The sequence below is a fragment of the Amycolatopsis sp. A133 genome (genome assembly GCF_031082405.1).
GTDB lineage: Bacteria > Actinomycetota > Actinomycetes > Mycobacteriales > Pseudonocardiaceae > Amycolatopsis.
This window is the reverse complement of the sequence record NZ_JAVHJU010000001.1, coordinates 317325-340392: the sequence shown is the minus strand read 5'-3', so window position 1 is coordinate 340392 and position 23068 is coordinate 317325. Positions and strand designations below refer to the sequence as shown.

Sequence of the window (23068 nt, the reverse complement as noted above, 5' to 3'; positions counted from 1 at the left end):
CGCCCGGCGGGTCTGAAAGCGTTACGCCGGACAGCGGTGTGCGCTCTGTGGGGAGCCGATTACTTTCGAGTAGCTGTGTCGCCTTTGCGACGATTCACTTCTGCGGAAGGTGGGGCGTCTTGAAGCACACGAAACTCCGGGCCGCGGTGGTCACCGCCGTCCTCTCCCTGGTGTTCGCCCTGGTCGGAACGCCCGCCCAGGCCGCACCGAAACCCTTCTGGACGCCCGATGCCATGCGGGCGGCCGTCCCGATGGACTCGCTCGTCAAATCCCCCGCCTTCACGCCGAAGGACGTCGCGCGAGGGCAGAGCGCTGTCATCCAGAGCATTCCGAACGGCGGTGGGGCCTGGACCGGCGGCGGCAAGGTCACCCAGACCGCCGGGCGCGTGTTCTTCCTCTTCAACGGCCAGAAAGCGTCCTGTTCCGGGGATGCCGTCACCAGCACCAACGGCAGCGTCGTCGTCACCGCCGGGCACTGCGTGAAGTACCAGGGCACCTGGCACACCGAGTGGGTCTTCGTGCCCGGCTACAACAACGGCAACGCCCCCTACGGCCAGTGGGCCGCGAAGACCACGCTCACCACGCCGCAGTGGGAAGCCAGTGAGGACATCAACTACGACGTCGGCATGGCCGTCGTCAACCCGCTCAACGGCCAGCGGCTCACCGACGTCGTCGGCGCGCAGGGCATCGCCTTCAACCAGCCGAAGAACCAGAGCATGTACGCCTTCGGCTACCCGGCCGCGGCGCCCTACGACGGCACGAAGCTGATCTATTGCAGCGGCAGCACTTTCACCGACTTCCTGCTGTCCAAGGACCACGGCATGCAGTGCAACATGACCGGCGGTTCCAGCGGCGGGCCGTGGTTCCTGTCGTTCAACGAGGGCACCGGCGCCGGCGTGCAGGCCTCGGTGAACAGCTTCGGCTACAACTTCTTGCCGGGCTACATGTTCGGGCCGTACTTCGGCACCGACGCGCAGAACCTGTACAACCGCGCGCAAGCCGCGTGACCGCGCGTCAGCCCAGGGGCGGAGCCGGGGTTCCGGCCCCTGGGCCGACGTCGGCGCGCTCCGGGCCCGCCAGGCTCGGGGCATGCGGAAAACCCTGATCGCGCTCGCTTTCCTGCCCCTGCTCACCGCGCCGCCGGCGGCGGCGGCCCCGGGATTGACGTGGACGATCCCCTGCCCGGACTACGGCATGTCGCCGTCGCCGACGGCCGGGCTCGCATGCGCCACCCTGCGCGTGCCGCTCGACTACGCGCACCCGGACCGCACCATCGAGCTGACCCTCTCCCGGCACGCCGGGACCCCCGGCAAGCGCCGGGGCGTGCTGCTGATGAACCCCGGCGGGCCGGGCAGCCCCGGGCTCGCCATGCCCGCCCAGCTGCTGCAGCGGATGGGCGGCTCCGGCCTGCCGGACGCCTACGACGTCATCGGCTTCGACCCCCGCGGCACCACCTACAGCACGCCGGTCACGTGCGCCATGACGACGTCGGAGGAGCGTGGCGCGGTCCTCGGCCCGTACGCGGCCGGGGCGGGTGACGTCACCGCCACCGCGGCGAAAGCGCGCGTGGTGGCGGAGAAGTGCGGCACCGCGTCCACAAAGGACCTGTTGCCGCACATGACGACCGCGAACACCGCCCGCGACCTCGACCGGATCCGGGCGGCGCTGGGGGAGCGGAAGATCTCCTACTACGGCGTTTCTTACGGCAGCTACCTCGGTGCGGCCTACGCGTCGATGTTCCCCGGCCACACCGACCGGATCGTGCTCGACAGCGTCCTCGGCCCACGCGGGCTCGACGTCCGCGCCAACCGGCGTTTCGCCGAAGGGTTCGACGACCGCTTCCCGGACTTCGCCGCCTGGGCGGCCGAGCGCGACGACGTCTACCACCTGGGGCGGACACCGGCGGCGGTGACGGCGAAGTTCTTCGAGCTCGCCGCCGTCCGCGGGCCCGGGTTCCGGTCCGGAACGTGGAACGGCCTCTACGACGACGCGTTCTTCCCGGCGCTGGCCCGGGACTGGGCGGGCGCCGCGCGAACCACGGCCGGGCCGCTCGACGGCGACAGCCACGCCGCGCTCCAGCTCCAGGTGCTCTGCAACGACTCCGACTGGCCCGAGCGGCTCGGCTACTACCAGTACGCGGTCGAACGCGACCGGGTGAAGCACCCCATGTTCGGCCCGGCCGCGGCGAACGTGAACCCCTGCGCGTTCTGGCCCGTCGAACGCGCCGAGCCGCCGGTGCGCGTGGGCGGACCCGGCCCGGCGAACGTCCTGCTGGTGCAGAACCTGCGTGATCCGGCGACGCCGCTGTCCGGCGCGCGCGAGACGCGAGCGGCGTTCGGGCCCCGCGCGCGGCTGGTGACCGTCGACGACGGCGGCCACGGTGTCTTCACGCGGGAAAATGCTTGCGGAAACGAAGCAGTGCTGGGCTATCTGCGTGACGGGGTCTTCCCCGCGGCGGACGGTTCCTGTCAGTCTGCTCGGTGAGGGGGACATTTCCCCCTCGGGGGAATGAGGGGAAAAGAATATGAAAAGGATGATGTTCTTCGTCGTGTCCGTGCTGGCCGCGGTCCTGCTGGCTGCGCCTTCGGCGTCCGCGCAGCCCGCGCGCCCAGGCCCGATCTGCATTCCGGAAGCACTCTGGCTGAACGGGCCGAACGGGACGGCGATCTGCATGGCGGCGCCGAATCCGTCGATCACGCCGCCGTTCACCGCGTATTCCGAAAGCAACGGCAGCCAGAACGCCTGGTGTGTGTACACCCAGCCGAACTATTTCGGTCCGGCGGTGCGGATCCCGGCGTTTTCGCGGGCCAACGTGTGGTTGACGGTCGCCTCGGCGCGGCCCTGCTGACGACCTGTCGGCACCTCCGGGGTGGTGTGGTCGCGCAGCGCGACGCGCGACCACGCCACCCCGGCGGCCGGCCGGGCCCGACGATCACCGCCATGGGGATCAGCGAATCGGTGACGGAGATCAGCAGTCCCCAGCCCGGCGTGGGGAGCGGCCCGGCCAGGCGACGGCGAGGGGCAGCGTGAGCACCCACACCCAGGGGGTCAGGACCTCGGTGGCCAACCGGGCGACGCGCAGCACGGCGCGAACCTTATCCTGGTGGGTGTGAACTGGACTGTGGACGTCCCCGTCGACACACTGCCCGAGCTGCCGCCGCTGCCGCCCGACCTGCGGGCGCGGCTCGACAAGGCGCTGGCCCTCCCGGCCGCGCAGCAGCCGGAGTGGCCCGACCCAGAGGCGACCCGCCGGGTCCGCGGGGTCCTGGAGAGCGTGCCGCCGATCACCGTGCCGGCCGAGATCGACCGGCTGAAGAGCCGGCTGGCGATGGTCGCTCGCGGCGAGGCCTTCCTCCTGCAGGGCGGCGACTGCGCGGAGACGTTCGAGTCCAACACCGAGCCGCACATCCGCGCCAACCTGCGCACGCTGCTGCAGATGGCCGTCGTGCTCACCTACGGCGCGAGCCTGCCGGTGGTCAAGGTCGGCCGCATCGCGGGCCAGTACGCGAAGCCGCGCTCGGCCGGGACGGACGCGCTGGGCCTGCCGGTGTACCGCGGCGACATCATCAACTCCCTCGTCGCCAAGCCCGAGCTGCGCGTGCCGGACCCCGGCCGGATGATCCGCGCCTACGCGAACGCGGGCGCCGCGATGAACCTGGTCCGCGCGCTCACCGGCGCCGGCATGGCCGACCTGCACCAGGTGCACGACTGGAACAAGGACTTCGTGTCGGCGTCGCCGGCGGCCCAGCGCTTCGAGACACTGGCCAACGAGATCGACCGCGGCCTGCGGTTCATGTCGGCGTGCGGGGTCACCGACACGTCGCTGCAGTCCACCGAGATCTTCGCCAGCCACGAAGCGCTGCTGCTCGACTACGAGCGTTCGATGCTGCGCCTGGACAACGCCGACGCGGCGAACCCGAAGCTGTACAACCTCTCGTCGCACTTCCTCTGGATCGGCGAGCGGACCCGCCAGCTGGACGGCGCGCACATCGCCTTCGCCGAGCTGCTGGCCAACCCGATCGGGTTGAAGATCGGCCCGACGACCACGCCCGACATGGCCGTGGAGTACGTCGAGCGGCTCGACCCGCGCTTCGAGCCGGGGCGGCTGACGCTCATCTCCCGGATGGGGAACGGCAAGGTCCGCGAGGTGCTGCCGGCGATCGTGGAGAAGGTCGAGGCGTCCGGGCACAAGGTCATCTGGCAGTGCGACCCGATGCACGGCAACACCCACGAGTCGTCCACCGGGTACAAGACCCGCCACTTCGACCGCATCGTCGACGAGGTCCAGGGCTTCTTCGAGGTGCACAACCAGCTGGGCACCTACCCGGGCGGCATCCACGTGGAGCTGACGGGCGAGGACGTCACGGAGTGCCTGGGCGGCGCCCAGGAGATCTCGGACGTCGACCTGTCGGGCCGCTACGAGACGGCCTGCGACCCGCGGCTGAACACCCAGCAGTCCCTGGAGCTGGCGTTCCTGGTGGCGGAGATGCTCCGCGGCTGAGACCGGCCCGAGCGCCCCAATGTGGCGTTGGTTGCGTCCAACGCACCGAACGCCACATTGGGTGCGTTGGACGCACCGAACGCCACATTGGGGCGTTTGGCTCCTGCGCGGGTGAGGGGCAGGTAGGCGCTGGTCGAGGCGGACGCCCGGCGTCAGGAAGCGTCGAGGAGGCGGGCCGTGGACTTCAGGACCGCGTCCCGCAGTGAGCCGATGTCCGGCACCGCCGCGCCGTTGACCTGCAGCCCGATGTGGACCGAATCCCGGTACGCCGCCACCGCGATGCCGACCGCGTGGCGCGGGGCCAGCGGCACGAACGGGTAGATCGCCGCCATGCGGGCGCCGTCGAGGGACAGGCGGGCCGGGGGCACCGGGACCGTCGTGATCACCAGGTCGAACAGCATCGGCGCCGCCTGGCCCGCCGTGCGCGTGCCCAGGCGGTGCAGCAGCGGGGGGACGCGCCCGGCGAGCAGCGGGAGTGCCCCCGCGCCGCGGCTCGGGCCCGCCGCCTTGTTGCGGGTCATCGCCCGGCGGACCACCCGCAGCCGCTCGACCGGGTCGTCCTCGCCGACCGGCAGGTCGCACAGGTAACCCGAAAGCTTGTTGCCGCCCAGCTGAGCACCCGCGCGGCCGCGCACGCTCACCGGGATCAGCGCGCGCAGCGTGCGGCCGTCGGCGCGCTGGCCGCGGTTGACCAGCCATTCGCGCAGCGCGCCCGCCAGCACCGCCAGCACGACGTCGTTGGTCGTGCCGCCGTGCGCGCGGCGCACCCGGCGCAGCTCGGTCAGCGGCAGGCGCACGAACCCGAGCCGTCGCTCGGCCGACGGCGGCGCCGAAACCGGGGACAGCTGCGGACGCGCGGCCCGCACCACCGAAGACGCGATCCCGGCGGCCTCGTTCGCCTGGCCCCACACCGTGCCCAGTGCACCCTTCACCGTGTCCAAAGTGGAGCGCGGGGCGGGGATCGGGCGGGACGGCGCGGGGAGCCGCTCGGGCTGCTCGACGCCGTCGAGCAGCCCGGCCGCGACCGCGTACGCCCCGGCGCCGTCGGTCAGCGCGTGGTGCAGTTTCAGCAGCAGCGCGAACTTCCCGTCCGGCAGTCCGGTGACGAGCGTGAGGTCCCACAGCGGCCGGGACGTGTCGAGCGGCTCGGCGATCCACTGCGACGCGTACGCGGACAGGGGGTCCGGCTCGTACAGCGAACTCAGGGGCACGTGGTGGATGTGGTCGGCGGCAGCAAAACCCGGGGCGTCGGCCCAGCTGGCCGAGCCCGGCGGGAACAGTTCAGCGCGCGCCCGCTGGCGCAGTTTCGGCAGCCGGGCGGCCCGCTGCGCGAGCAACGCCGTCAGCGCGGCCGGATCCACCGGGCCGCGGGCGGTGAAGGTGACCACCGCTCCCATGTGCATCGGGGTGGTTTCGCTTTCCAGGCAAAGGAAAGCGACGTCGAGTGCGCTGAGCGGCGAGCCTGCCATGGGCGACCTTTCCGGGTTCGCGGGGGGCGCACGGCCACGTGCGTCGGAAGGGAAGGAACCCACTGCACCAGCCCGGCGTGACAGCCGGGTGGTCGGGGTGTTTCCACCACGCTAACGAGCGACACCGTTCCGCCATTCGAGACACCCCAGGCCGTGGTGCCCCGGCTCACAGGTCGAACAAGGGCTCATTCCCCCGGAGCATGCTCGGGTTCTTCCGCACGGGCCACCGGCGTGCCCCAATCGGGGGTGAACGCGACCTGCTTGCCGACGCGGCGCACGGGCAGGCCGTTCACCTGCCGCTTGCCGAGGCCCGGCCAGATCTCCGCGGCGTCCTTCGCCGCGGCCCGGATCGCGCCGCCGTCGAGCGTCGTGCGGGTTTCCGGGATTTCGCGGTCCGTCCACTGCACGACCAGCTTCAGCGGGCCGGCCGAGGGGAGCGGCCAGAGGAACACCTCGTGCTCGACGGCGAACCGCGTGCCGCCCACCGGCTGGGCCCGCAGCACCGGGGCCTCCGGTTCGGACGCGGACGGCACCGAGATCGTCTCGGAGCTCGCCCGGCTGCCGTCGGCGTAGAGCACGCCGACGAGCAACCCGTTGTAGTCGGGCTTGCGCCGGTGGTCGATCAGCCCCTCGGCGGGGTCTTCGACCAGGCTGTCCCGGGAGTAGACCGTGACGCGCAGTGTCAGCGCCTGGGGCCACACCTCGATGGTCCGCAGCGCCACCACCGTGCGCTCGGACCGGCCCAGCGGCTGCGCCCACGGCAAAACGGCCGGGACGATGTGCTCGCGTGGAGGGTCGGTCCAGTGCCGTCCGTTGAAGGCGTAAAGCTCCTGCTCCGGAACGGGGAACAGGGGACGCTCACGGGGACCGCCGGTGAAGAAGCTCATCGGACGGCCCGCGACGCACGGTCCGGCACCATGCGCCCACGGTAGGACAAGAGAGCGGGAATTTCCGCCCCCGAACGGGGGTACGGCCCCCGCGACCCGTGATCCGGGACACAAGGGCCGTACACCGAGCGTGACGGATCAGTCGCTGAGCTTCAGCTCGCCATTGCGCTTGGCGGCCTCGTCCAGCTCCTTGTCCGCCGGCTTGCCCATGGCGTCCATCAGCTGGCGGGCCAGGCCGAGGCCGGTCCCGCCGAGCGACAGCGCCTTCGCGAACATGTCGGACATGCCGTCGGCGCCGTTGAGCACGACCATGTGGTCGATGTTGCCGAACGCGCTCGCGCCCGCCTCGACGATCTCCGGCCAGCGCTCGGCCAGCTGCTGCGCGACGACGGCTTCCTGGTTCTCCGCCAGCGCCGCCGCGCGCGCCTTGATCGCGTCCGCCTCGGCGAGCCCCTTCGCCCGGGCCGACTCCGCTTCGGCGAGCCCCTTCGCCTTCGCGGCCTCGGCCTCGGCCAGACCGCGGGCCTTGGCCGCGGCGGCCTCGGCCTCACCGGTCGCCCGGGTCGCGCCCGCCATCGCCTCGGCACGGGCCTTCGTGGCCTGCGCCTCGGCCTCGGCGGCCGTCTTCACGCGGGTCGCGTCCGCCGCGGCCCGCAGCTCGGTCTCCTTCGCCTCGGCCTGGGCCTTGGCGATCGAAGCGTCACGGGCCGCGTCGGCCGCCGTACGCGTGTCGTACGCCTTCGCGTCGGCCGGCTTGCGGACCTGCGACTGCAGCCGCTGCTCGGCCAGCGCCGCCTCCAGCTCGGCGGCCCGCGTCTCCTGGACGACGACCTCCTGGCGCGCGGTCGCCTCGGCCAGCGGACCCGACTGCGACGCCTTCGCCCGGGCCTGGTCCACCTCGGCCTGGTAGCCGGCCTGCTGGATCTGGCTCCCGCGCACCGCGGCGGCCTTCTTCGCGGCGGAGACCTGCTCGACCTCGGCGGCCTCCTGGTCCCGCTGCGCCTCGGCAATGCGAGCCGACGCGGCCACCGCGGCGGCGTGCGGCTTGCCGAGGTTCAGGATGTACCCGGACTCGTCGTCGATCTCCTGGATCTGCAGCGAGTCGACGATCAGCCCCAGCTTGATCATCTCCGTGGCCGAGGACTGCCGCACCTCACCGGTGAGCGCGTCCCGGTTGTGGATCATCTCTTCGATGGTCAGCCCGCCCACGATCGAGCGCAGGTGCCCCGAGAAGAGTTCGTGGATGGTGTCGTTCATGCCCTTCTGCTGGTCCAGGAACCGGCGGGCGGCGTTGGCGATCGAGGCGAAGTCGTCCCCGACCTTGTAGATGACGACGGCCCGCACGGTGACCGGCAGGCCCTGCTTGGTCACGCAGGAGACCTGCAGGTTGACCCCGCGCGTGTCCAGCGACAGCCGCCGGGCGGTCTGGAACCCGGGGATGACGTTCACGCCGCGCCCGGTGATGATCTTGAAGCCCAGGCTGTCCGCGGTGTCCGCACGATCGACGCGAACCCCCAGCCCGGAGATGATCAGCGCTTCGTTCGGCTCGGCGACCTTGTACAGCAGCCGCAGGACCCCGAAGACCAAGATCAGCACGGCAATGATTCCACCGGCGGAAAACAGCAGGATTTCCACGAGGCTCATGGCACCGACCCCCTCGCTCTTTTCTGTTGTGCGTTGTGTTGGTGCCCCTTCGACGCCGCCGGCGGCCCGGGGGTTGCCACGGTTCGGCGGAACTTGTGTGTCAGGTTTCAAGACGGTCGTGACCACGGGGGCCGGGGTCGATTGCGCGGCCCCGAGCTGCAGGTCATTCGTGCGCAGCTGGGTCGGCCGCGCGGCCTCGGGCCGTCAGTCATCGACGGAGGCTGTGAGGGCTCTCGGGCGACGACGCTTTAGACGTCATAGTCGTGGCCGGCCCTGGGCCGCTTCGCCGTCAGCGGCTCAGGGAGCGCCACCGTTCGACGTAAACCGTCCGGGGCGGCTCGAAATCCACCACCAGCACCTGGGTGCCCGAGGTGAACGTCTCCTCCGGGTCGGCCGGGTAGGCGTAGAACGCCTCCGTGCCGCCCCGGACGTTCAACAGCACCTCGCCGATGAGGCCGGGGCCGATCGTGCCCGTCACGCGGCCCCGGCTGCCGATCATCCTCCGAAGCCCTTCAGCTTGACCTTGGAGTTCTTCGCCACGAACGTGCCCGGCTCCGGGTCCTGCTGGAAGACGAAGTCGAACCCGCCGCGGCCGCGGCCGCCGTCGCGGTCGGCCTTCAGACCGGCCTGCTCGAGGATCCGCTGGGCGTCCTCGAACGACTTGAACCGGACGTCCGGCACCTGGACGGCGTTGTTGACGAACACGCCGATCCGCTTCGCCTTCGCCTGCGAGCCGCCCGGGGGGTCGGTGCGGGTGACGGCGCCGCCCGGGACGTCCTGCTTGAACTCCTCGCCCGCCTGGAACGGCTCGAACCCGGCCTGCTGCAGCAGCTGGAACGCCTCGTCCTTGGACCGGCCCGTGACGTCCGGGACCGGCGGCAGCGGGATCGGGCCCTTCGACACGATGACCGTGACCTGGCCGCCGATGGTGAGCTGGCTGCCCGACGACGGCGTCGTGCGGATGACCGCGCCCTGGGGGACCTCGGCGTCGAAGTCGTCGGGTCCGCGGACCGGGGTCAGCTGGGACGCCTTGATCGCCTGCTCGGCGTCGGGGAACGCGGTGCCGGGGCGGATGTCCGGCACCACCGGGCGGCCCTTCGACAGCACCACCGACACCGTCGCGTTCGGCGCCAGCGTCGTGCCCTCCGCCGGGTCGGCGCGCAGGACCGTGTTCGACGGCGCCGTGTTGTCGTACTCCTGGCTGAACCTCGGGTTCAGCTTCACCGCCCGCAGCGCGTCGCCGGCCGCGGCCTGGTTCAGCCCGACGAGCTTCGGCACCCGCGCGGTCTTGTCGCCGCCGGTGTCGGTGAGGATGAAGACGAACGCCGTGAGCAGCCCGCCGAGCAGCAGCACCGCGGCGGCGATCACGAAGATCCGCTTCCGGGTGTCCGCCGGCTTCTCCGGCTCGGGCCGGCTCCGCTGCCGCGGCGGCGCCGGTGGTACCGGGGGCACCCGGGTGGTCACCGGGGGACCGGCGTGGGTGAGCGCCCGCGTCGCGTTCGGCCGGTGCACTGGCATCGTCTTCTCGGTGTCCGGCAGCACCTGCGGGATCCGCGGCAGCGTGCGCTCGGTGTCGGCGAGGTCGCCCTGGCCGTGGGACACCGGGATCGGCACGGTCACCGGCAGCAGCCCCAGCTGGGCGCGCACCGCGGTCAGCTCGGTGAGGAACTCCCCGGCGTCGGCCGGGCGCAGCAGCGGGTCCCGCCGCGTCGCGCGCACGACCAGGTCGTCCAGGGCGGGCGGCAGGTCCGGGCGCAGCTCGCTCGGGCGCGGCACGTCGTCGTTCACGTGCCGGTACGCCACCGAGATCGCGGTGTCCCCGGTGTAGGGCACGCGGCCGGTCAGCATCTCGTACAGCAGGATCCCGGCCGAGTAGACGTCCCCGCTCGAAGACGCCGCGCCGGTGGCGACCTGCTCCGGCGACAGGTAGGCGACCGTGCCGAGGATGACGCTCGCACTGGTCGTGCCCGCGCTCGCCACGGCCCGCACCAGGCCGAAGTCCGCGACCTTCACCGCCCCGCCGGTCTGCTGCCCGACCCGGCCGATCAGCACGTTCTCCGGTTTCACGTCCCGGTGCACCAGCCCGGCCCGGTGCGCGGCGGCGAGCGCCGACAGCACGGGCTCGGCCACGCTCAGCGCCAGCGCGACGTCCAGCGGGCCCCGGTCGTCGAGCAGGTCGCGCAACGTCCCGCCGTCCACCAGTTCCATCACCAGGAACGCCAGCCCCGACTCCGCACCCTGCGGCAGGTCGAAGCCCTGGTCGTGCACCGCCACGACGTGCGGGTGGTGCAGCTGGGCCGCGGACTGCGCCTCCCGCACGAACCGGTCCACGAACGACCGGTCGTCCGCGAACCGCGGATCCATGATCTTGATCGCGACCGGACGGTCCAGCCGGGTGTCCGTCCCCCGGTAGACGGAAGACATTCCGCCGTGGGCGAGCAGCCGGTCCACCCGGTAGCGCCGCTCCAAGAGCGTGCCGACCAGGCTGGGTTGGGTGCGTGTCACGAGTATGGATCGTACGGAACCGCGCACGCCTCGTGGAGGAGACCTCGCGGCTCACCCGTGCGCACTAGCGGGTGAGGGGACGGAATGTGGCACAGTGTCACCTGTGAGTGGGATTCCTGTCGCCGAAGACATCCTCGACACCGCCATCGCGGTCCTTCCGCTGCCGGAGGTGGCGAACGTCCTCGGGACCTCGACCAACAAGGTCCGGCAGATGCTGCGCGAAGGGCAGCTGATCGCGCTCAAGCGCGGCGGCGAACTGTGCGTGCCCAGCGCCTTCTTCGTCAAGGACGGCGTCGTCAAGGGGCTGGCGGGGACGATCACCGTGCTCGCCGACTCCGGGTTCTCCCGGACCGAGATGCTGCGGTGGCTGTTCACCACCGACGACACGCTGCCCGGGAGCACGCCCGTCAACGCGCTGCGGACCAGCCACGGCACCGAGGTCAAGCGGCGCGCCCAGGCCATGGCGTTCTGACCTGCGCAGACAGGTCACAGCCGCGGTCAGCTGGACGGCCGCGGCGACGAGCAGGCACGCCGGGAGCGACCACGCGCCCAGCGGGCCGGCCAGCGCCGCTCCCGCCGCCAGGCCGGTGATCTTCACGCTCGCCGCCGTCGTGAACACCTGGGCCCGGACGTGCTCGGGTGCCTCGCGGTGGCGGATGGCGAACAACGCCGTGAGCTGCGGACCTTCGGCGAATCCGGCGAGCACGGCCGCGACGAAGATGCCGTGCCCACTGGCGGCCAGCAGGCAGCTCGCCGCCAGGAGGAGCGTGCTCAGCCAGACGGTCCGGTCGGGCGCCCACGGCAGCGGCTTCTTCGCGAAGACGGCGTTGGCCAGCAGCGACGCCACCGCCAGGACGGTCAGCAGCAGGGCGCCGTCCGCCGGGCCGCGCAGGTGCGCCGCGCCCAGCAGCGGGTAACACACGGTGACCATGCCGATCCCCGCGCAGGAGATCGTCGAAGCGACGGTCGCCCGCCGCAGCGGCGCGTTGCGGACCAGGACCCGGAAGCCGTCCTTGAGGCGCGACTTCCGGGGAGTCCGCTTCGGCAGGAACCACGCCACCGGAATCGCCGCGGCGACCATGCCGACGGCGACCACGAGTCCGGCCGGACCGCCGAGGAGCCCGGCGAGACCGGGACCGGCGAGAGCGGCGGCGGTGAACGTCATGGCGTCGAGGCGGCTGGCCGTCGGCAGCGCGGGCCCGGCGACCGCGGGCAGCTGCGCGGTCCAGCCGCCGGCGATGGCGGGGTTGAGCAGGCCGGCGACGACCGCCACCGCGACGACGGCTTCGAGCGGCAGGTGCCCGAAGACGGCGGTGACCAGCGCGATCCCGCCGGCGTAGCCGCCGAGCGCGACGGCGAGCAGCCGTCCCGGCGCCGCGCTGCGGTCCAGCAGGGCGCCGAGCACCGGCCCCCCGAACGCGGCGGCTGCGGTCAGCCCGGCGAGCAAGGCCGCCCCGGCGTGCGGGCCCACGGTCATCCCGAGCAGCAGCAGGGCGGGCCCGGACAGCTCGTCGCCGGTCCGGGCGAGTGTGGCACCGACCAGGTAACGTCTTATCACTGACAAGACGTTACAGTGGGGCATGACCTTTCCGCACCGGGATTCCGTGCAGCGCGCGGTCGATCTGCTGGGTGTCCTGCTGGTCCCGTCCCCCGACCCGGCCTCGGTGGCGCAGGTCCTGCGCGAGCACGGCGAACCGGACGTCTCGCTGTCCGCGGAGGACGTCTCGGAACTGCGTGCGGCGGCCCTCGAACTGCGCGAAGTCTTCGCGGCGCCTGACGTCGCTTCGGCGGCTTCGGTGCTGAACGCGTTGTTCGCGAAGTACGCGGGCCCGCCGCGGCTGACCGACCACGAGGAGGGCTACGGCTGGCACCTGCACGTGGACGCGGCCGACGACGGGCCGTGGGGCGCGTGGCTGGTGACGTCGTCGGCGCTGGGGCTGGCGGCGCTGCTGGCGGACCGCCAGGACGTGCCGGGCGGGCTGTGCGCGTCGCCGTCGTGCGGGAAGCCGTTCGCGCACACGGGGGGCGGCAGCCCGCGGAAGTTCTGCTCGCCCCGGTGCGCGACCCGCGAACGCGTCGCCGCGCACCGGGCGCGAAGCTGAAGGCTCAGCCCTGGGTCTTGTCGCGCCAGGCGATCCAGGACTTGAGCGCGTCCAGGTCGTAGTCCGGGCCGCCGACACCGACGGTGAACGTCGTGACACCCAGCTCCAGGAGCTTCGGGCCCAGCTCGTCCGGCTCGCCCTGGACACCGCACGAACGCTCGATCTCGGCCGGGTCGCGGCCGACGTCCGCGCAGTGCTGGTCGAGGATCTTGACCTTGCGGGCGACGACCTCCGGGTCGCCGAAGCCGTGCCAGATGTCGCCGTGCCTGGCCACCAGCTTGAGCGTCTTCTTCTCGCCCCCGCCGCCGATCAGGACCGGGATCTTGCGGGTCGGCGCCGGGTTCAGCTTGCCGAGGCGCGACTCGATGCGGGGGAGGGCCTCGGCGAGGTCGTCGAGGCGGCCGCCCGCCGTGCCGAACTCGTAGCCGTACTCCTCGTAGTCCTTCTCGAACCAGCCGGAGCCGATGCCGAGGATGAGCCGCCCGCCGGAGATGTGGTCGACCGTGCGGGCCATGTCCGCCAGCAGCTCGGGGTTGCGGTAGCTGTTGCACGTGACGAGCGCGCCGATCTCCACCCGGGACGTCGACTCCGCCCAGGCGCCGAGCATCGTCCAGCACTCGAAGTGCATGCCCTCGGGGTCGCCGTACAGCGGGTAGAAGTGGTCCCAGTTGAAAACGATGTCGGCGCCGAGGTCCTCGGCGGCCGACGCGGTGCGCCGGATGGAGTCGTAGTCGGCGTGCTGCGGCTGGAGCTGCAGGCCGATCCGGATGCGTCGTTCGGTCATGATCGCAGCCTACGACCGCCCTGGAACGTCTCGCTCGCCCAGACCGCGGCCAAGGGGGGTAGTGCGACTAACAGCCTCCGCCGCTTCGGCACCACGGCCCGCCGCGTCAGGATGTCGTAGTCCAGCGCGACGATCTCGTCGAGGATTCCTTCGTACAGCGTCAACGCCGTCCGCACGCAGGGCCGCGATTCGGGGCGCAGCAACGCGACGCCGGCTTCGGCCCGCCGGTACACCGCCCGCGTCCGCGCGACGAAGTACGCCAGCGCCGCCCGGATCCGCGGGTCGGGCCGCCGCCGCTCCAGCAGCTCGCGCGAGACGCCGAACGCGGCCAGCTCCGAAACCGGCAGGTACAGCCGCCCGCGGTCGAGGTCCTCGCCGACGTCGCGCAGGAAGTTCGTCAGCTGGAACGCCTCGCCCAGCGCGATCGCGCCCGGTTCCGCGTCGGCGAGCGGGCCGGTCGTGCCGAACACCGGCAGCATCTGCAGCCCGATCACCGCGGCGGAGCCGTACGTGTACTCGCCGAGCTCGGCGAAGGTCGGGTACTCGGCGGGCTGGAGATCCATCCGCATGGACTTCAGGAACGCGTCGAACAGGTCGCGCCCGATGCCGTACCGGCGCACCGTGTCCGACAGCGCCACCAGCACCGGGTCGTCCGGGGTCCCGCCCGTGAAGACGACGTCGACCATGGCCGCGACGCGGTCCAGCTCGGCCGCCGGATCGCTGCCGGGCGAGGGGTTGTCGACCAGTTCGTCGGCCATCCGCGCGAAGCCGTACAGCGTGTGGGCGGCGGGCCGGGCCCGGGCCGGCAGCAGCCGCGTCGCCAGGAAGAACGTGCGCCCGTAGTGGGCGTTGATGCGGCGGCATTCGGTGTAGGCGGCGCGCAGGGCGGGCCCGGTGATGCCCGCCGCGTCGAGTTCGTTCACCGGCCGGTGATCCGTTCCGCCGCCAGCCGTCCGGAGATGAGCACCGGCGGGATGCCGACGCCGGGAGTGGTGCCGCAGCCGGCCAGCACGACGTTGCCCGCCGCGCGGACCAGGTTCGCCGGCCGGAACGGGCCGGTCTGCGCGAACGTGTGCGCCAGCGAGAACGGCGTTCCGGCGGTGAGCCCGCGCGCCGCCCAGTCCGCCGGGGTGATCGTCTCGTCGACGGTGAATTCGCCGGCGAACCCGGTCAGCCCGCGGGCTTCGAGCGTGCGGAGCAGCTCTTCCCGGTACGGCCCGCGGACGTGGTCCCAGTCGATCGGCCCGCGACGCAGGTTCGGCGCGGGTGCGAGCACCGAGACGATCTCTCCACCGCGCCCGGCCAGCCCCGGGTCGGTCGCCGTCGGCCGCGTGACCAGCAGCGACGGGTCGCTCATCAGCTTGCCTTCGCGGACGATCTCGGCGAAGGTCCGTTCCCAGGCGCCGCCGAAGAAGATCGTGTGGTGGCCGAGGTCCCACTTCTGCGTCGCGCGCCCGTGCAGCACCACGGCCGACGGCGAGTAGCGCAGCGGCAGCGGACGGCGGGGCCGCGCGCCGAGCAGCCGGTAGGCCGTGCCCAGCTCGGTGGCCAGCACGACGGCGTCGCAGGCGATCCGCTCGCCCGAGCGCGTCCGGACCGCGCGCACCCGCGAATTCACCCGTTCGAGCCACGCGGCTTCGGTGCCGAACCGCACGTCCGCGCCCGCCCGCGCGGCGGCCCCGGTCAGCGCGCGGCCGATTTCGCCCATCCCGCCTTCGGGGTAGTAGACGCCGCCGACGGTGTCCATGTAGGCGATGACGCCGTACGCGGCCATCGCGCGTGCCGGGTCCAGGCCCGCGTAGAGGGCCTGGAAGGTGAACAGCCGCCGGACCCGCTCGTCCCGCAGGTAGCGGGCGACGCGGGGGCCGAGCCTGCCGAACCCGCCCAGCGCGGCGAGCTTGGCCAGCTCGGGGCGGGCCAGGTCGAGCGGCGAGTCGAAGTTGGCCGCCAGGAAGTGGTCCTTCTGGACGGTGTACAGCTCGGTCAGCCAGCGCCGCAGCGCCCGGTAGCCCGCCGCTTCGCGGGCGCCGGCGAAGGCGCGGATCTCGGCCTCCATCGCGTCGCCGTCGGTGCGCAGCGCCAGCTCGCGGCCGTCGGCGAACCGCGCCCGGTACGCCGGGTCGAGCCTGGTCAGGCGCAGGTTCTTGGCCAGGGGCTCGCCGACGGCGGCGAACGCTTCTTCGAGGAGCTCCGGCATGGTCAGCACGCTCGCGCCGGTGTCGACGGCGTTGCCGTCGAAGCTGCGCTGCCCGGCCCGGCCCCCTGGGACGTCCGCCTGCTCCAGCAGCGTGACCTGCCGTCCCGCGCCGAGCAGGTGCAGCGTCGCCGACAAGCCGGCCAGCCCGGCCCCGATCACGACGACGTGGTCGGCGGGACCGTCTGTCGTCCGCACGTCAGTACGTCCGCTGGGTGGCCTTGACGACCAGCCCGGTCAGCGCCTCGGGCGCCGGCTCGGCCAGGTGCGCGCGGTCCAGCGCGGCCATCGCCGCCGTCGTCAGCTCGTCGATCCGCCGCTCCACCGCGTCGACCGCGCCGACCTGCTGCAACGCCATCCGGACGGTCTCGACGCCCTCGTCGGACAGGTCCGCGTCGCCGATCGCGTCGGCGATCACCGTGGCCGCGGCCTGCTCGTCCTTCTCCGCTGCGAGCTGCAGGCCGAGCGCGACGAGCAGCGTGCGCTTGCCCTCGCGCAGGTCGTCGCCGGCGGGCTTGCCGGTGACCGAGGGGTCGCCGAACACGCCCAGCAGGTCGTCGCGCAGCTGGAACGCCACGCCGACCTCGCCACCGAACTCCAGCAGCGTGGCGATCAGTTCGGGCGAGGCCCCGCCCAGCGCGGCGCCGAGGTGCAGCGGCCGCTGCACGGTGTAGGCGGCCGTCTTGAGCCGGTCGATCTTGAGCGCGGCCTCGACGGAGGCGTCCCCGGTGGCCTGCGTGCGGACGTCGAGGTACTGCCCGGCGAGGACCTCGGTGCGCATCGCGCGCCAGGCCGGGCGGGCCGCGGCGAGGGTCTCCGCCGGCAGCGGGGCGTCGGCGAACATGTCGTCCGCCCAGGCCAGCGCCAGGTCGCCGACCAGCACCGCGGTGGCCAGGCCGAACGTCGCGGGCGAGCCGAGCCAGCCGCGGTCGGCGTGCAGCTTCGCGCCCGCGATGTGCACGGTCGGGAAGCCGCGGCGGGAGTCGGAGGAGTCGATGAGGTCGTCGTGGATCAGCGCGCACGCCTGGATCAGCTCCAGGCTGGACACCGCCTGCAGCACGCCCTCGGCGTCCGGGCCCGCCGGATCGCCGCCCGCGCCGCGCCAGCCCCACCAGGCGAACGTCGGACGCAGGCGTTTGCCGCCGTTCAGCACGAACCCGCGCAGCGCGTCGATCCCGGCGGCCACGGTCGGCTCGGTGGCCAGGATCGCGGTGCCCGCCCGATCGAGGAACCCGGCCAGCGCGCGCTCGACGTGGACGGGCAGGTCGGTGTCGGCGGCGGGCGCGTTCATGCCCGTAATACTCGCCGAACCCGCGGGCGCGCGGGCCGCCGGGTCACCCCGATGTGGCGAATCAGACTCCGGCCGTGGCCGCCCAGAACGGGCCGGTGAGGCCCGCCTCGGCGAAGTAGGCGACGGCGTCTTCCGGTGCGCGCCGCCGGTAGCCGCGCTCCAGCCGGCCCGCGTACCAGCCGCGCGCGAGCCGCCAGAGGGTGACCAGGTCCAGCACGGATCCCTTGGCCAGGCCGGTTTCCGCCAGCCAGGCGTCCACACAGGACTCGCAGCAGAAGAGGCGCTGGTTCGCGCACGTCAGCAGCACGTCGTCCCACATCCGCGCCGCGGGCACCGGGAAGTGCGCCACCTGGCGGCCCGGCGGCGGCGCCGCGCGGTCCACGACCAGCGCGTGCGGCTGCCCGCAGCCGGGGCAACGGGTCGCGACGAGGACCTCCGGCTCGCCGTCGACCAGGTGCGGGATGGCGAACGAGTCCCACGCGCAGCCGCCCCACCACAACGTGTGCGAGCCCATCACGGAGAAGCCGAGCGACCTCGCGGCGAACGGGTGGGCCAGCACGACGTGCTCGCACTCGTCGAGCACCAGGTGGCGGGCGTCGGCGAGGCGGTGCAGGGCCTGCTTGGCGACGGCGAGCGACCCGCCCGCGGCGTCGGCCAGCTCCGGCGCCGCCGGCGCGCGGCCGTGGCGGGCGAAGGCGCGGTAGACCGCGAGGCGCACGTCCTCGTCCCAGCTCGCGTCGTCGTCCCGCACCGCCCCAGTCTAGGCCTCGAAGGTGACTCGAATGACTGTCTCGCGACGCGGACAGGGGCTCCCGGATACCGGGCGGCGGCCCTTAACATGCGGGTATGACGTCGGTGATCGAGCGGTTGCGCGGAGACGGGCCCAAGTTCTCCATCGAGTTCTTCCCGCCCCGGGACACGGCGGACGAGGCCGTCCTCTGGAAGGCGATCCGGGAGCTCGAGCCGTACGACCCGGCCTACATGTCGATCACCTACGGGGCCGGCGGCTCCAGCCGCGACGGCACGATCCGCAGCATCGCCCGCGTCGCGACCGAGACGACGCTGGTGCCGATGGCCCACCTGACCGCGGTCAACCACTCCGTCGCCGAGCTGCGCAACGTCATCGGCTGGTACGCCTCGGTCGGCGTCCGCAACATCCTCGCGCTGCGCGGCGACCCGCCCGGCGACGTCTACGGCGAGTGGATCCCGCACCCGGAGGGCCTCAACTACGCCGAGGAACTGGTGCAGCTGGTCCGCGAGCTGGGCGACTTCTGCGTCGGCGTGTCGGCGTCCACCTACGGCCACCCGCGCTCGCCCGACCTCGAGACCGACACGAAGTACCTGGTCCGCAAGCTGCGGGCGGGCGCGGACTTCGCGATCGCGCAGCTGTTCCACGACGCCGGGGACTTCCTGCGCCTGCGCGACCGGGTGGCCGCGACCGGCTGCGACGTCCCGGTGCTGCCCGGCGTGATGCCGCTGACGACGTGGCGGACGCTGCAGACGACGATCAAGCTGTCCGGCGCCCCGGCCCCCCGGAAGCTCCTGGACCGGCTCGAACCGCTGGCCGACGACCCGAAGGCGTTCCGCGCGGCGGGCATCGACGTGATCACCGAGCTGTGCGAGAAGCTGATCGCCGAGGGCGTGCCGAACCTGCACTTCTACACGTTCAACCGCTCGAAGGCGACCCGCGAGGTGATCGCCCGCCTGGGACTCGTCCCGGCCCGTGCTTAAGTACGTACCACCGGGTACGTGCGGCCCGGTAGCGTGCGGCGCATGGCTTCTACTCCTTCCGAAGGCGTGCACGAGATCTGTGACCGCTACGTCGACGACTACGTGGCCGCGGACCCGGTCTCGGCGACCGTCCACGGCGTCGTCGGCCACGACCACCGGCTGACCGACTACTCGGCGGACGGCTTCGCCGAGCGCGCCGGGCTGGCCGCGCGGGCGCACGCCGCCGTCACCGCCGCCGAACCGCGCGACGCCGCCGAACGCGCGGCGAAGGCCGTGTTCACCGAGCGCATCGGCCTGGAGCTGGAGATCCACGAGGCCGGTTTGGACGTGGCGAGCCTCAACGTCATCGCCAGCCCGGTGCAGGACCTGCGGATGGCGTTCGACCTGATGCCGCTGGACACCGAGCACGACTGGTCGGTCGTCTCGGCTCGCATCGGCGAGGTCCCGCGCGCGCTCGCGGGCCTCCGCAGCGGCCTGCTGTCGGCGTCCGACGCGGGGCACGTCGCGGCGCTGCGGCAGGTCGCGAAGGTGGCGGAGCAGTGCGAGACGTGGGCGGGTCTCAAGGAAGAGAAGGGCTTCTTCACCGAGCTCGTCGGCGGCGCGGCTGCGCAGGGTTCAGCGCTGGTGTCCGACCTCGGGCGCGGCGCGCGGGCCGCGGAAGAGGCGTTCGCGGAGTTCGCCGGGTTCCTGCGCGCCGAGCTGGCGCCGAAGGCACCGGTCAAGGACGCCGTCGGCGAGGACGGCTACCGCCTGTGGTCGCGGTACTTCGTCGGCGCGGCGCTGGACCTGCGGGAGGCCTACGAGTGGGGCTGGGCGGAGTTCGCCCGGATCGAGGCCGAAATGCGCGCGGTCGCCCACCGGATCAAGGCGGGTTCGACACCGTCGGAGGCCGCGGCGGTCCTGGACGCCGACCCCCGCTACCGCGTCCGCGGCCGGGCCGAGTTCGAGGCGTGGATGCAGCGCCTGTCCGACGACGCCCTGAAGTCGTTGCGCGGCAAGCACTTCGAGATTTCCGACCGCGTGATGGCGTTGGAGTGCAAGATCGCCCCGCCGGGCGGCGGCGTCGGCGCGTACTACACGGCGCCCAGCGAGGACTTCGCCCGTCCGGGCCGCATGTGGTGGTCCCTGCCGGCGGGCCGCGACGAGTTCAGCACGTGGCGCGAAACGAGCACGGTGTACCACGAGGGAGCTCCGGGCCACCACCTCCAGATCGCGACGGCGGTGGACCAATCGAGCGGGTTGAACAAGTACCAGCGCCTGATGGCGTTCACGTCCGGCCACGCGGAGGGCTGGGCCCTGTACGCCGAGCGCCTGATGGAGGAACTGGGCTACCTGTCCGACGACGGAGACCTGCTGGGAATGCTGTCGGAGCAGCTGTTCCGCGCGGCCCGCGTGGTGGTCGACCTCGGCATGCACCTGGAGCTGCCGATCCCGGCCGGAACGGGCTTCCACGAGGGTGCGCGGTGGACCCCGGAGCTGGGCCTGGAGTTCATGCTGACCCGCACGATCACCGACCAGGCGCACATCCGCGACGAGATCGACCGGTACCTGGGCTGGCCGGGCCAGGCCCCGGCGTACAAGATCGGCGAGCGCCTTTGGCTGGCGGCCCGGTCGGAGGCCCAGGCCCGCGCGGGAGCGGGGTTCGACATCAAGCGGTTCCACACGGAGGCGTTGAAGATGGGCGGCATGGGGCTGGACACGCTGCGGGAGCAGCTGTCCCACCTGGACTGAGTACGTGGGCGGGGTCACCGGAAAACCGGTGGCCCCGCTTCGCGTCTCCCCGATAGGTTCCGCTCGTGCGCCGGATCCTCTTCGTCACCCCACCGCCCCGCGGCTGAGCGGGGTGGTCCCTCGCCGCGTGGCTTTTGCAGCCCGCGGCTGATTTGGCTTGCGCACCGCCCCGCGTTCGTCGAACTCCCTTTCCTTCGACGCAGACGCAGGAGCGTTCATGTCCCTCGTCCTTCCCACGCGCGCCCGCTCGTCGGCCGCGCTGATCCTTGCCGGTGTCCTCTGGGGCACCGGTGGCCTCGCCGGCTCGCTGCTCGGCCGGCTGGCCGGCCTCCACCCGCTCGCCGTCGCCGACTACCGGCTGCTCGTCGGCGGGGCCGTCGGGATCGCCTTCCTGAAACGCGGCACCCTCCCTCGGACGCCCGAAGCGGTGAAGCGCATCCTCGCCGTCGGCGGTCTCTTCGCCCTCTTCCAAGCGAGCTACTTCGCCGCCGTCGCGCTCAGCTCGGTCAGTGTCGCCACCATGACCACGATCGGCGCCGCGCCCGTCATCGTCACCCTCGCGTCGGTGCGGAAACTCCGTCGCTGGACGGTGGTCTCCGTGACGGGCACCCTCGCCGGCCTGGTGCTGCTCCAGTGGTCACCGGGCGAAGCGATTTCGTTCGGCGGCCTCGGCTTCGCCCTGCTCGCGGCGGCCGGCTTCGCGACCCTCACCCTGGTCACCGCGAAGCCCGTCGAAGGCCTCGAGCCGCTGTCGACGACGGCGTTCGGCTGCCTCACCGGCGGCCTGCTGCTCCTGCCGGCCGCGAGCTGGTCCGGCATGGCGATCCCGCTGCACGCGGACGTGCTCGCGCTCGTCTGCTACCTCGGCGCGATCCCGACTGCGCTCGCCTACGCCGCGTACCTGCGCGGGCTGGCGGACGCGCACCCGGTGCTCGGCGCGCTGTCGGCGGTGCTCGAGCCGCTGACGGCCGCGGTGCTGTCCGCCCTGCTGCTCGGGGAACGGCTGAGCGTCACGGCGTGGTGCGGGGCCGCCGTGCTGGTCGCGGCGCTGGTCGTCGGCTACTGGCGCCCGGAACCGCGGTGACGGCCGCTGCCCCTCGGCTCAGCGCGGGTCGAGGGGCAGCGCACGCCCCAGGATCGCGAACGGCCGCGGGTCGCCGGCGAAGTGGTAATCGCGCAGGACGTCGACGAACCCGGTGCGGCGGTAGAGCTTCCACGCCCGGCTGGTGCCCTCGGGGGTCGACAGCAGCACGTTCGCGCTCGGGACGCCGTCCAGCAGGCTGCGCAGCAGGTCTTCGCCGATCTGGTGGCCCTGGTTCTCCGGCCGGACGTGGATCTCGGTCAGCTCGAAGTAGTCCGACAGCCAGCGGTCGGCCTCGGCGGCCCCGGACCGGCGGCTCAGGCCGTGGCGCACCTGCTCGTGCCACCACTGCCCGGCCCGGCCGCGGTAGCCGTACGCCACGCCGAGCAGGACGCCGTCGGCGTCGAGCGCGGCCATGCAGCGCCAGCCCTCGCGCAGCGCGTGGGTGAGCCACATCGGCGCGCGCTGCTCGGCGGTGCCCGCCGGGTACCGCATCGCCCGCACGTAGATGTCGAGCGCTTCGGGCAGGCGGGCGCGGAACTCGTCCGAGGAGAGCTGCACGTAACGGGAGCAGCCGGCGGGCATCGCGGTCACGGCTGTCCATCTTCCTCCGCGCCGGCGAGCGCGCCCGGGGTGCCCCCGGTCAACGCCACCAGCCCGGCGAAGGTCGTGGGGGACACGGCCTTCGGGTGCCCGGCCGCCGCCCACACGACGTCGTGGGCGCGCAACGCGGTGTCGACGAGGGTGGGCAGCGGTTCGGGGTGCCCGACGGGGGCGACCCCGCCGATCGGCTGCCCGGTGTGCGCCCGCACAAAATCGGCGTCGGCCTTGCCGATTTCGCCGCCGGCCAGCCGTTCGAGGGTGGCCGGATCGGCGCGGTGGGCACCGGACGTCAGCGCGAGGAGCGCTTTTTTGTCGGACCCCAGGCGGAAGATGAGGCTGTTGGCGATGGCCCCGACGGGCACGCCGAGCGCATCGGCCGCCTGAGCGGCGGTCCGGACCTCGGCGGGCAGGACACGGATGCCCTCGGCGGCGGCGTGCTGCCCGGCTTCGGCCAGCGCGGCCGCCACCTTGGCGACGGCGGGGTGCTCCAGCGAACTCATGAACCTATGAGATCACGCCACCGACCTGGTGTCCCGTACCACGTC

General features: G+C 72.7%; 22 protein-coding genes. 10 read left to right on the top strand and 12 right to left on the bottom strand.

Going from position 1 to position 23068, the window contains the following annotated elements; genetic code table 11:
• Positions 1–119: 119 nt before the first annotated feature.
• The 4 genes from Q5425_RS01640 (at position 120) to Q5425_RS01625 (ending at position 4501) form a co-directional block, all read left to right on the top strand.
• Entirely contained in the window at positions 120–1007 is an 888-nt protein-coding gene (locus Q5425_RS01640) for a peptidase (protein ID WP_308670231.1), read from the top strand.
• 82 nt (positions 1008–1089) lie between these two features.
• The gene (locus tag Q5425_RS01635) at positions 1090–2484 is read left to right on the top strand and encodes an alpha/beta hydrolase (RefSeq protein ID WP_308670230.1); all 1395 of its coding nucleotides are present in this window, start codon (positions 1090–1092) and stop codon (positions 2482–2484) included.
• Between the two features lie 52 nt (positions 2485–2536).
• A complete protein-coding gene (locus tag Q5425_RS01630; protein ID WP_308670229.1) occupies positions 2537–2848 on the top strand; it encodes a hypothetical protein in 312 nt (103 codons plus the stop codon).
• Between the two features lie 261 nt (positions 2849–3109).
• A complete protein-coding gene (locus Q5425_RS01625; protein WP_308670228.1) occupies positions 3110–4501 on the top strand; it encodes a class II 3-deoxy-7-phosphoheptulonate synthase in 1392 nt (463 codons plus the stop codon).
• 152 nt (positions 4502–4653) lie between these two features.
• On the opposite strand, the gene Q5425_RS01620 is transcribed toward Q5425_RS01625, so the two are convergent.
• The 5 genes from Q5425_RS01620 to pknB all read right to left on the bottom strand — a co-directional run bounded on the left by Q5425_RS01620 (position 4654) and on the right by pknB (position 11006).
• Positions 4654–5970 carry a wax ester/triacylglycerol synthase family O-acyltransferase gene (locus Q5425_RS01620; RefSeq protein WP_308670227.1) on the bottom strand — a complete coding sequence of 439 codons (1317 nt, stop codon included), beginning with the start codon at positions 5968–5970 and terminating at the stop codon, positions 4654–4656.
• A 185-nt stretch (positions 5971–6155) separates the two neighbouring features.
• A complete protein-coding gene (locus tag Q5425_RS01615) occupies positions 6156–6857 on the bottom strand; it encodes a hypothetical protein (RefSeq protein ID WP_308670226.1) in 702 nt (233 codons plus the stop codon).
• 138 nt (positions 6858–6995) lie between these two features.
• Complete coding sequence (locus tag Q5425_RS01610) at positions 6996–8501, bottom strand: SPFH domain-containing protein (RefSeq protein WP_308670225.1); 1506 nt, start codon at positions 8499–8501, stop codon at positions 6996–6998.
• Between the two features lie 289 nt (positions 8502–8790).
• The gene (locus tag Q5425_RS01605; RefSeq protein WP_308670224.1) at positions 8791–9000 is read right to left on the bottom strand and encodes a hypothetical protein; all 210 of its coding nucleotides are present in this window, start codon (positions 8998–9000) and stop codon (positions 8791–8793) included.
• The gene (gene pknB / locus Q5425_RS01600) at positions 8997–11006 is read right to left on the bottom strand and encodes a Stk1 family PASTA domain-containing Ser/Thr kinase (RefSeq protein ID WP_308670223.1); all 2010 of its coding nucleotides are present in this window, start codon (positions 11004–11006) and stop codon (positions 8997–8999) included. The genes Q5425_RS01605 and pknB overlap by 4 nt, the downstream gene beginning before the upstream one ends.
• A gap of 103 nt (positions 11007–11109) precedes the next feature.
• Here pknB and Q5425_RS01595 point away from each other — a divergent pair, with 103 nt between their 5' ends.
• From Q5425_RS01595 to Q5425_RS01585, 3 genes are all read left to right on the top strand, one after another.
• Positions 11110–11478, top strand: coding sequence for an Rv2175c family DNA-binding protein (locus Q5425_RS01595; protein WP_308670222.1), 369 nt, complete (start codon positions 11110–11112; stop codon positions 11476–11478).
• 177 nt (positions 11479–11655) lie between these two features.
• Positions 11656–12567 carry a hypothetical protein gene (locus tag Q5425_RS01590; RefSeq protein ID WP_308670221.1) on the top strand — a complete coding sequence of 304 codons (912 nt, stop codon included), beginning with the start codon at positions 11656–11658 and terminating at the stop codon, positions 12565–12567.
• Between the two features lie 19 nt (positions 12568–12586).
• Positions 12587–13108 (top strand): CGNR zinc finger domain-containing protein, encoded by a 522-nt coding sequence (locus tag Q5425_RS01585; RefSeq protein WP_308670220.1) that lies wholly within the window; start codon positions 12587–12589, stop codon positions 13106–13108.
• Positions 13109–13112: 4 nt separating this feature from the next.
• On the opposite strand, the gene Q5425_RS01580 is transcribed toward Q5425_RS01585, so the two are convergent.
• The 5 genes from Q5425_RS01580 to merB all read right to left on the bottom strand — a co-directional run bounded on the left by Q5425_RS01580 (position 13113) and on the right by merB (position 18128).
• On the bottom strand, positions 13113–13892 hold the full coding sequence (locus Q5425_RS01580; protein WP_308670219.1) for an LLM class F420-dependent oxidoreductase: 780 nt from the start codon (positions 13890–13892) through the stop codon (positions 13113–13115).
• Positions 13889–14815 carry a phytoene/squalene synthase family protein gene (locus Q5425_RS01575; RefSeq protein ID WP_308670218.1) on the bottom strand — a complete coding sequence of 309 codons (927 nt, stop codon included), beginning with the start codon at positions 14813–14815 and terminating at the stop codon, positions 13889–13891. Before Q5425_RS01575 ends, Q5425_RS01580 begins: the two co-directional genes overlap by 4 nt.
• Positions 14812–16284, bottom strand: a complete 1473-nt coding sequence (gene crtI / locus Q5425_RS01570) for a phytoene desaturase family protein (protein WP_308670217.1) — start codon at positions 16282–16284, stop codon at positions 14812–14814. The genes Q5425_RS01575 and crtI overlap by 4 nt, the downstream gene beginning before the upstream one ends.
• Position 16285: 1 nt before the next feature.
• Complete coding sequence (locus Q5425_RS01565; protein WP_308670216.1) at positions 16286–17377, bottom strand: polyprenyl synthetase family protein; 1092 nt, start codon at positions 17375–17377, stop codon at positions 16286–16288.
• A 61-nt stretch (positions 17378–17438) separates the two neighbouring features.
• A complete protein-coding gene (merB, locus tag Q5425_RS01560) occupies positions 17439–18128 on the bottom strand; it encodes an organomercurial lyase (RefSeq protein WP_308670215.1) in 690 nt (229 codons plus the stop codon).
• Positions 18129–18223: 95 nt separating this feature from the next.
• On the opposite strand from merB, the gene Q5425_RS01555 reads away from it, so the two are divergent.
• The 3 genes from Q5425_RS01555 (at position 18224) to Q5425_RS01545 (ending at position 21923) form a co-directional block, all read left to right on the top strand.
• Entirely contained in the window at positions 18224–19108 is an 885-nt protein-coding gene (locus Q5425_RS01555) for a methylenetetrahydrofolate reductase (RefSeq protein WP_308670214.1), read from the top strand.
• Between the two features lie 42 nt (positions 19109–19150).
• Positions 19151–20839, top strand: a complete 1689-nt coding sequence (locus tag Q5425_RS01550) for a DUF885 domain-containing protein (protein WP_308670213.1) — start codon at positions 19151–19153, stop codon at positions 20837–20839.
• 217 nt (positions 20840–21056) lie between these two features.
• Positions 21057–21923, top strand: a complete 867-nt coding sequence (locus Q5425_RS01545) for an EamA family transporter (protein ID WP_308670212.1) — start codon at positions 21057–21059, stop codon at positions 21921–21923.
• 18 nt (positions 21924–21941) lie between these two features.
• Here the strand turns inward: Q5425_RS01545 and Q5425_RS01540 are convergent, their stop codons facing one another.
• Both Q5425_RS01540 and Q5425_RS01535 read right to left on the bottom strand, forming a co-directional pair.
• The gene (locus tag Q5425_RS01540; protein ID WP_308670211.1) at positions 21942–22514 is read right to left on the bottom strand and encodes a GNAT family N-acetyltransferase; all 573 of its coding nucleotides are present in this window, start codon (positions 22512–22514) and stop codon (positions 21942–21944) included.
• A complete protein-coding gene (locus Q5425_RS01535) occupies positions 22511–23023 on the bottom strand; it encodes a YbaK/EbsC family protein (protein WP_308670210.1) in 513 nt (170 codons plus the stop codon). Before Q5425_RS01535 ends, Q5425_RS01540 begins: the two co-directional genes overlap by 4 nt.
• Positions 23024–23068 lie beyond the last annotated feature (45 nt).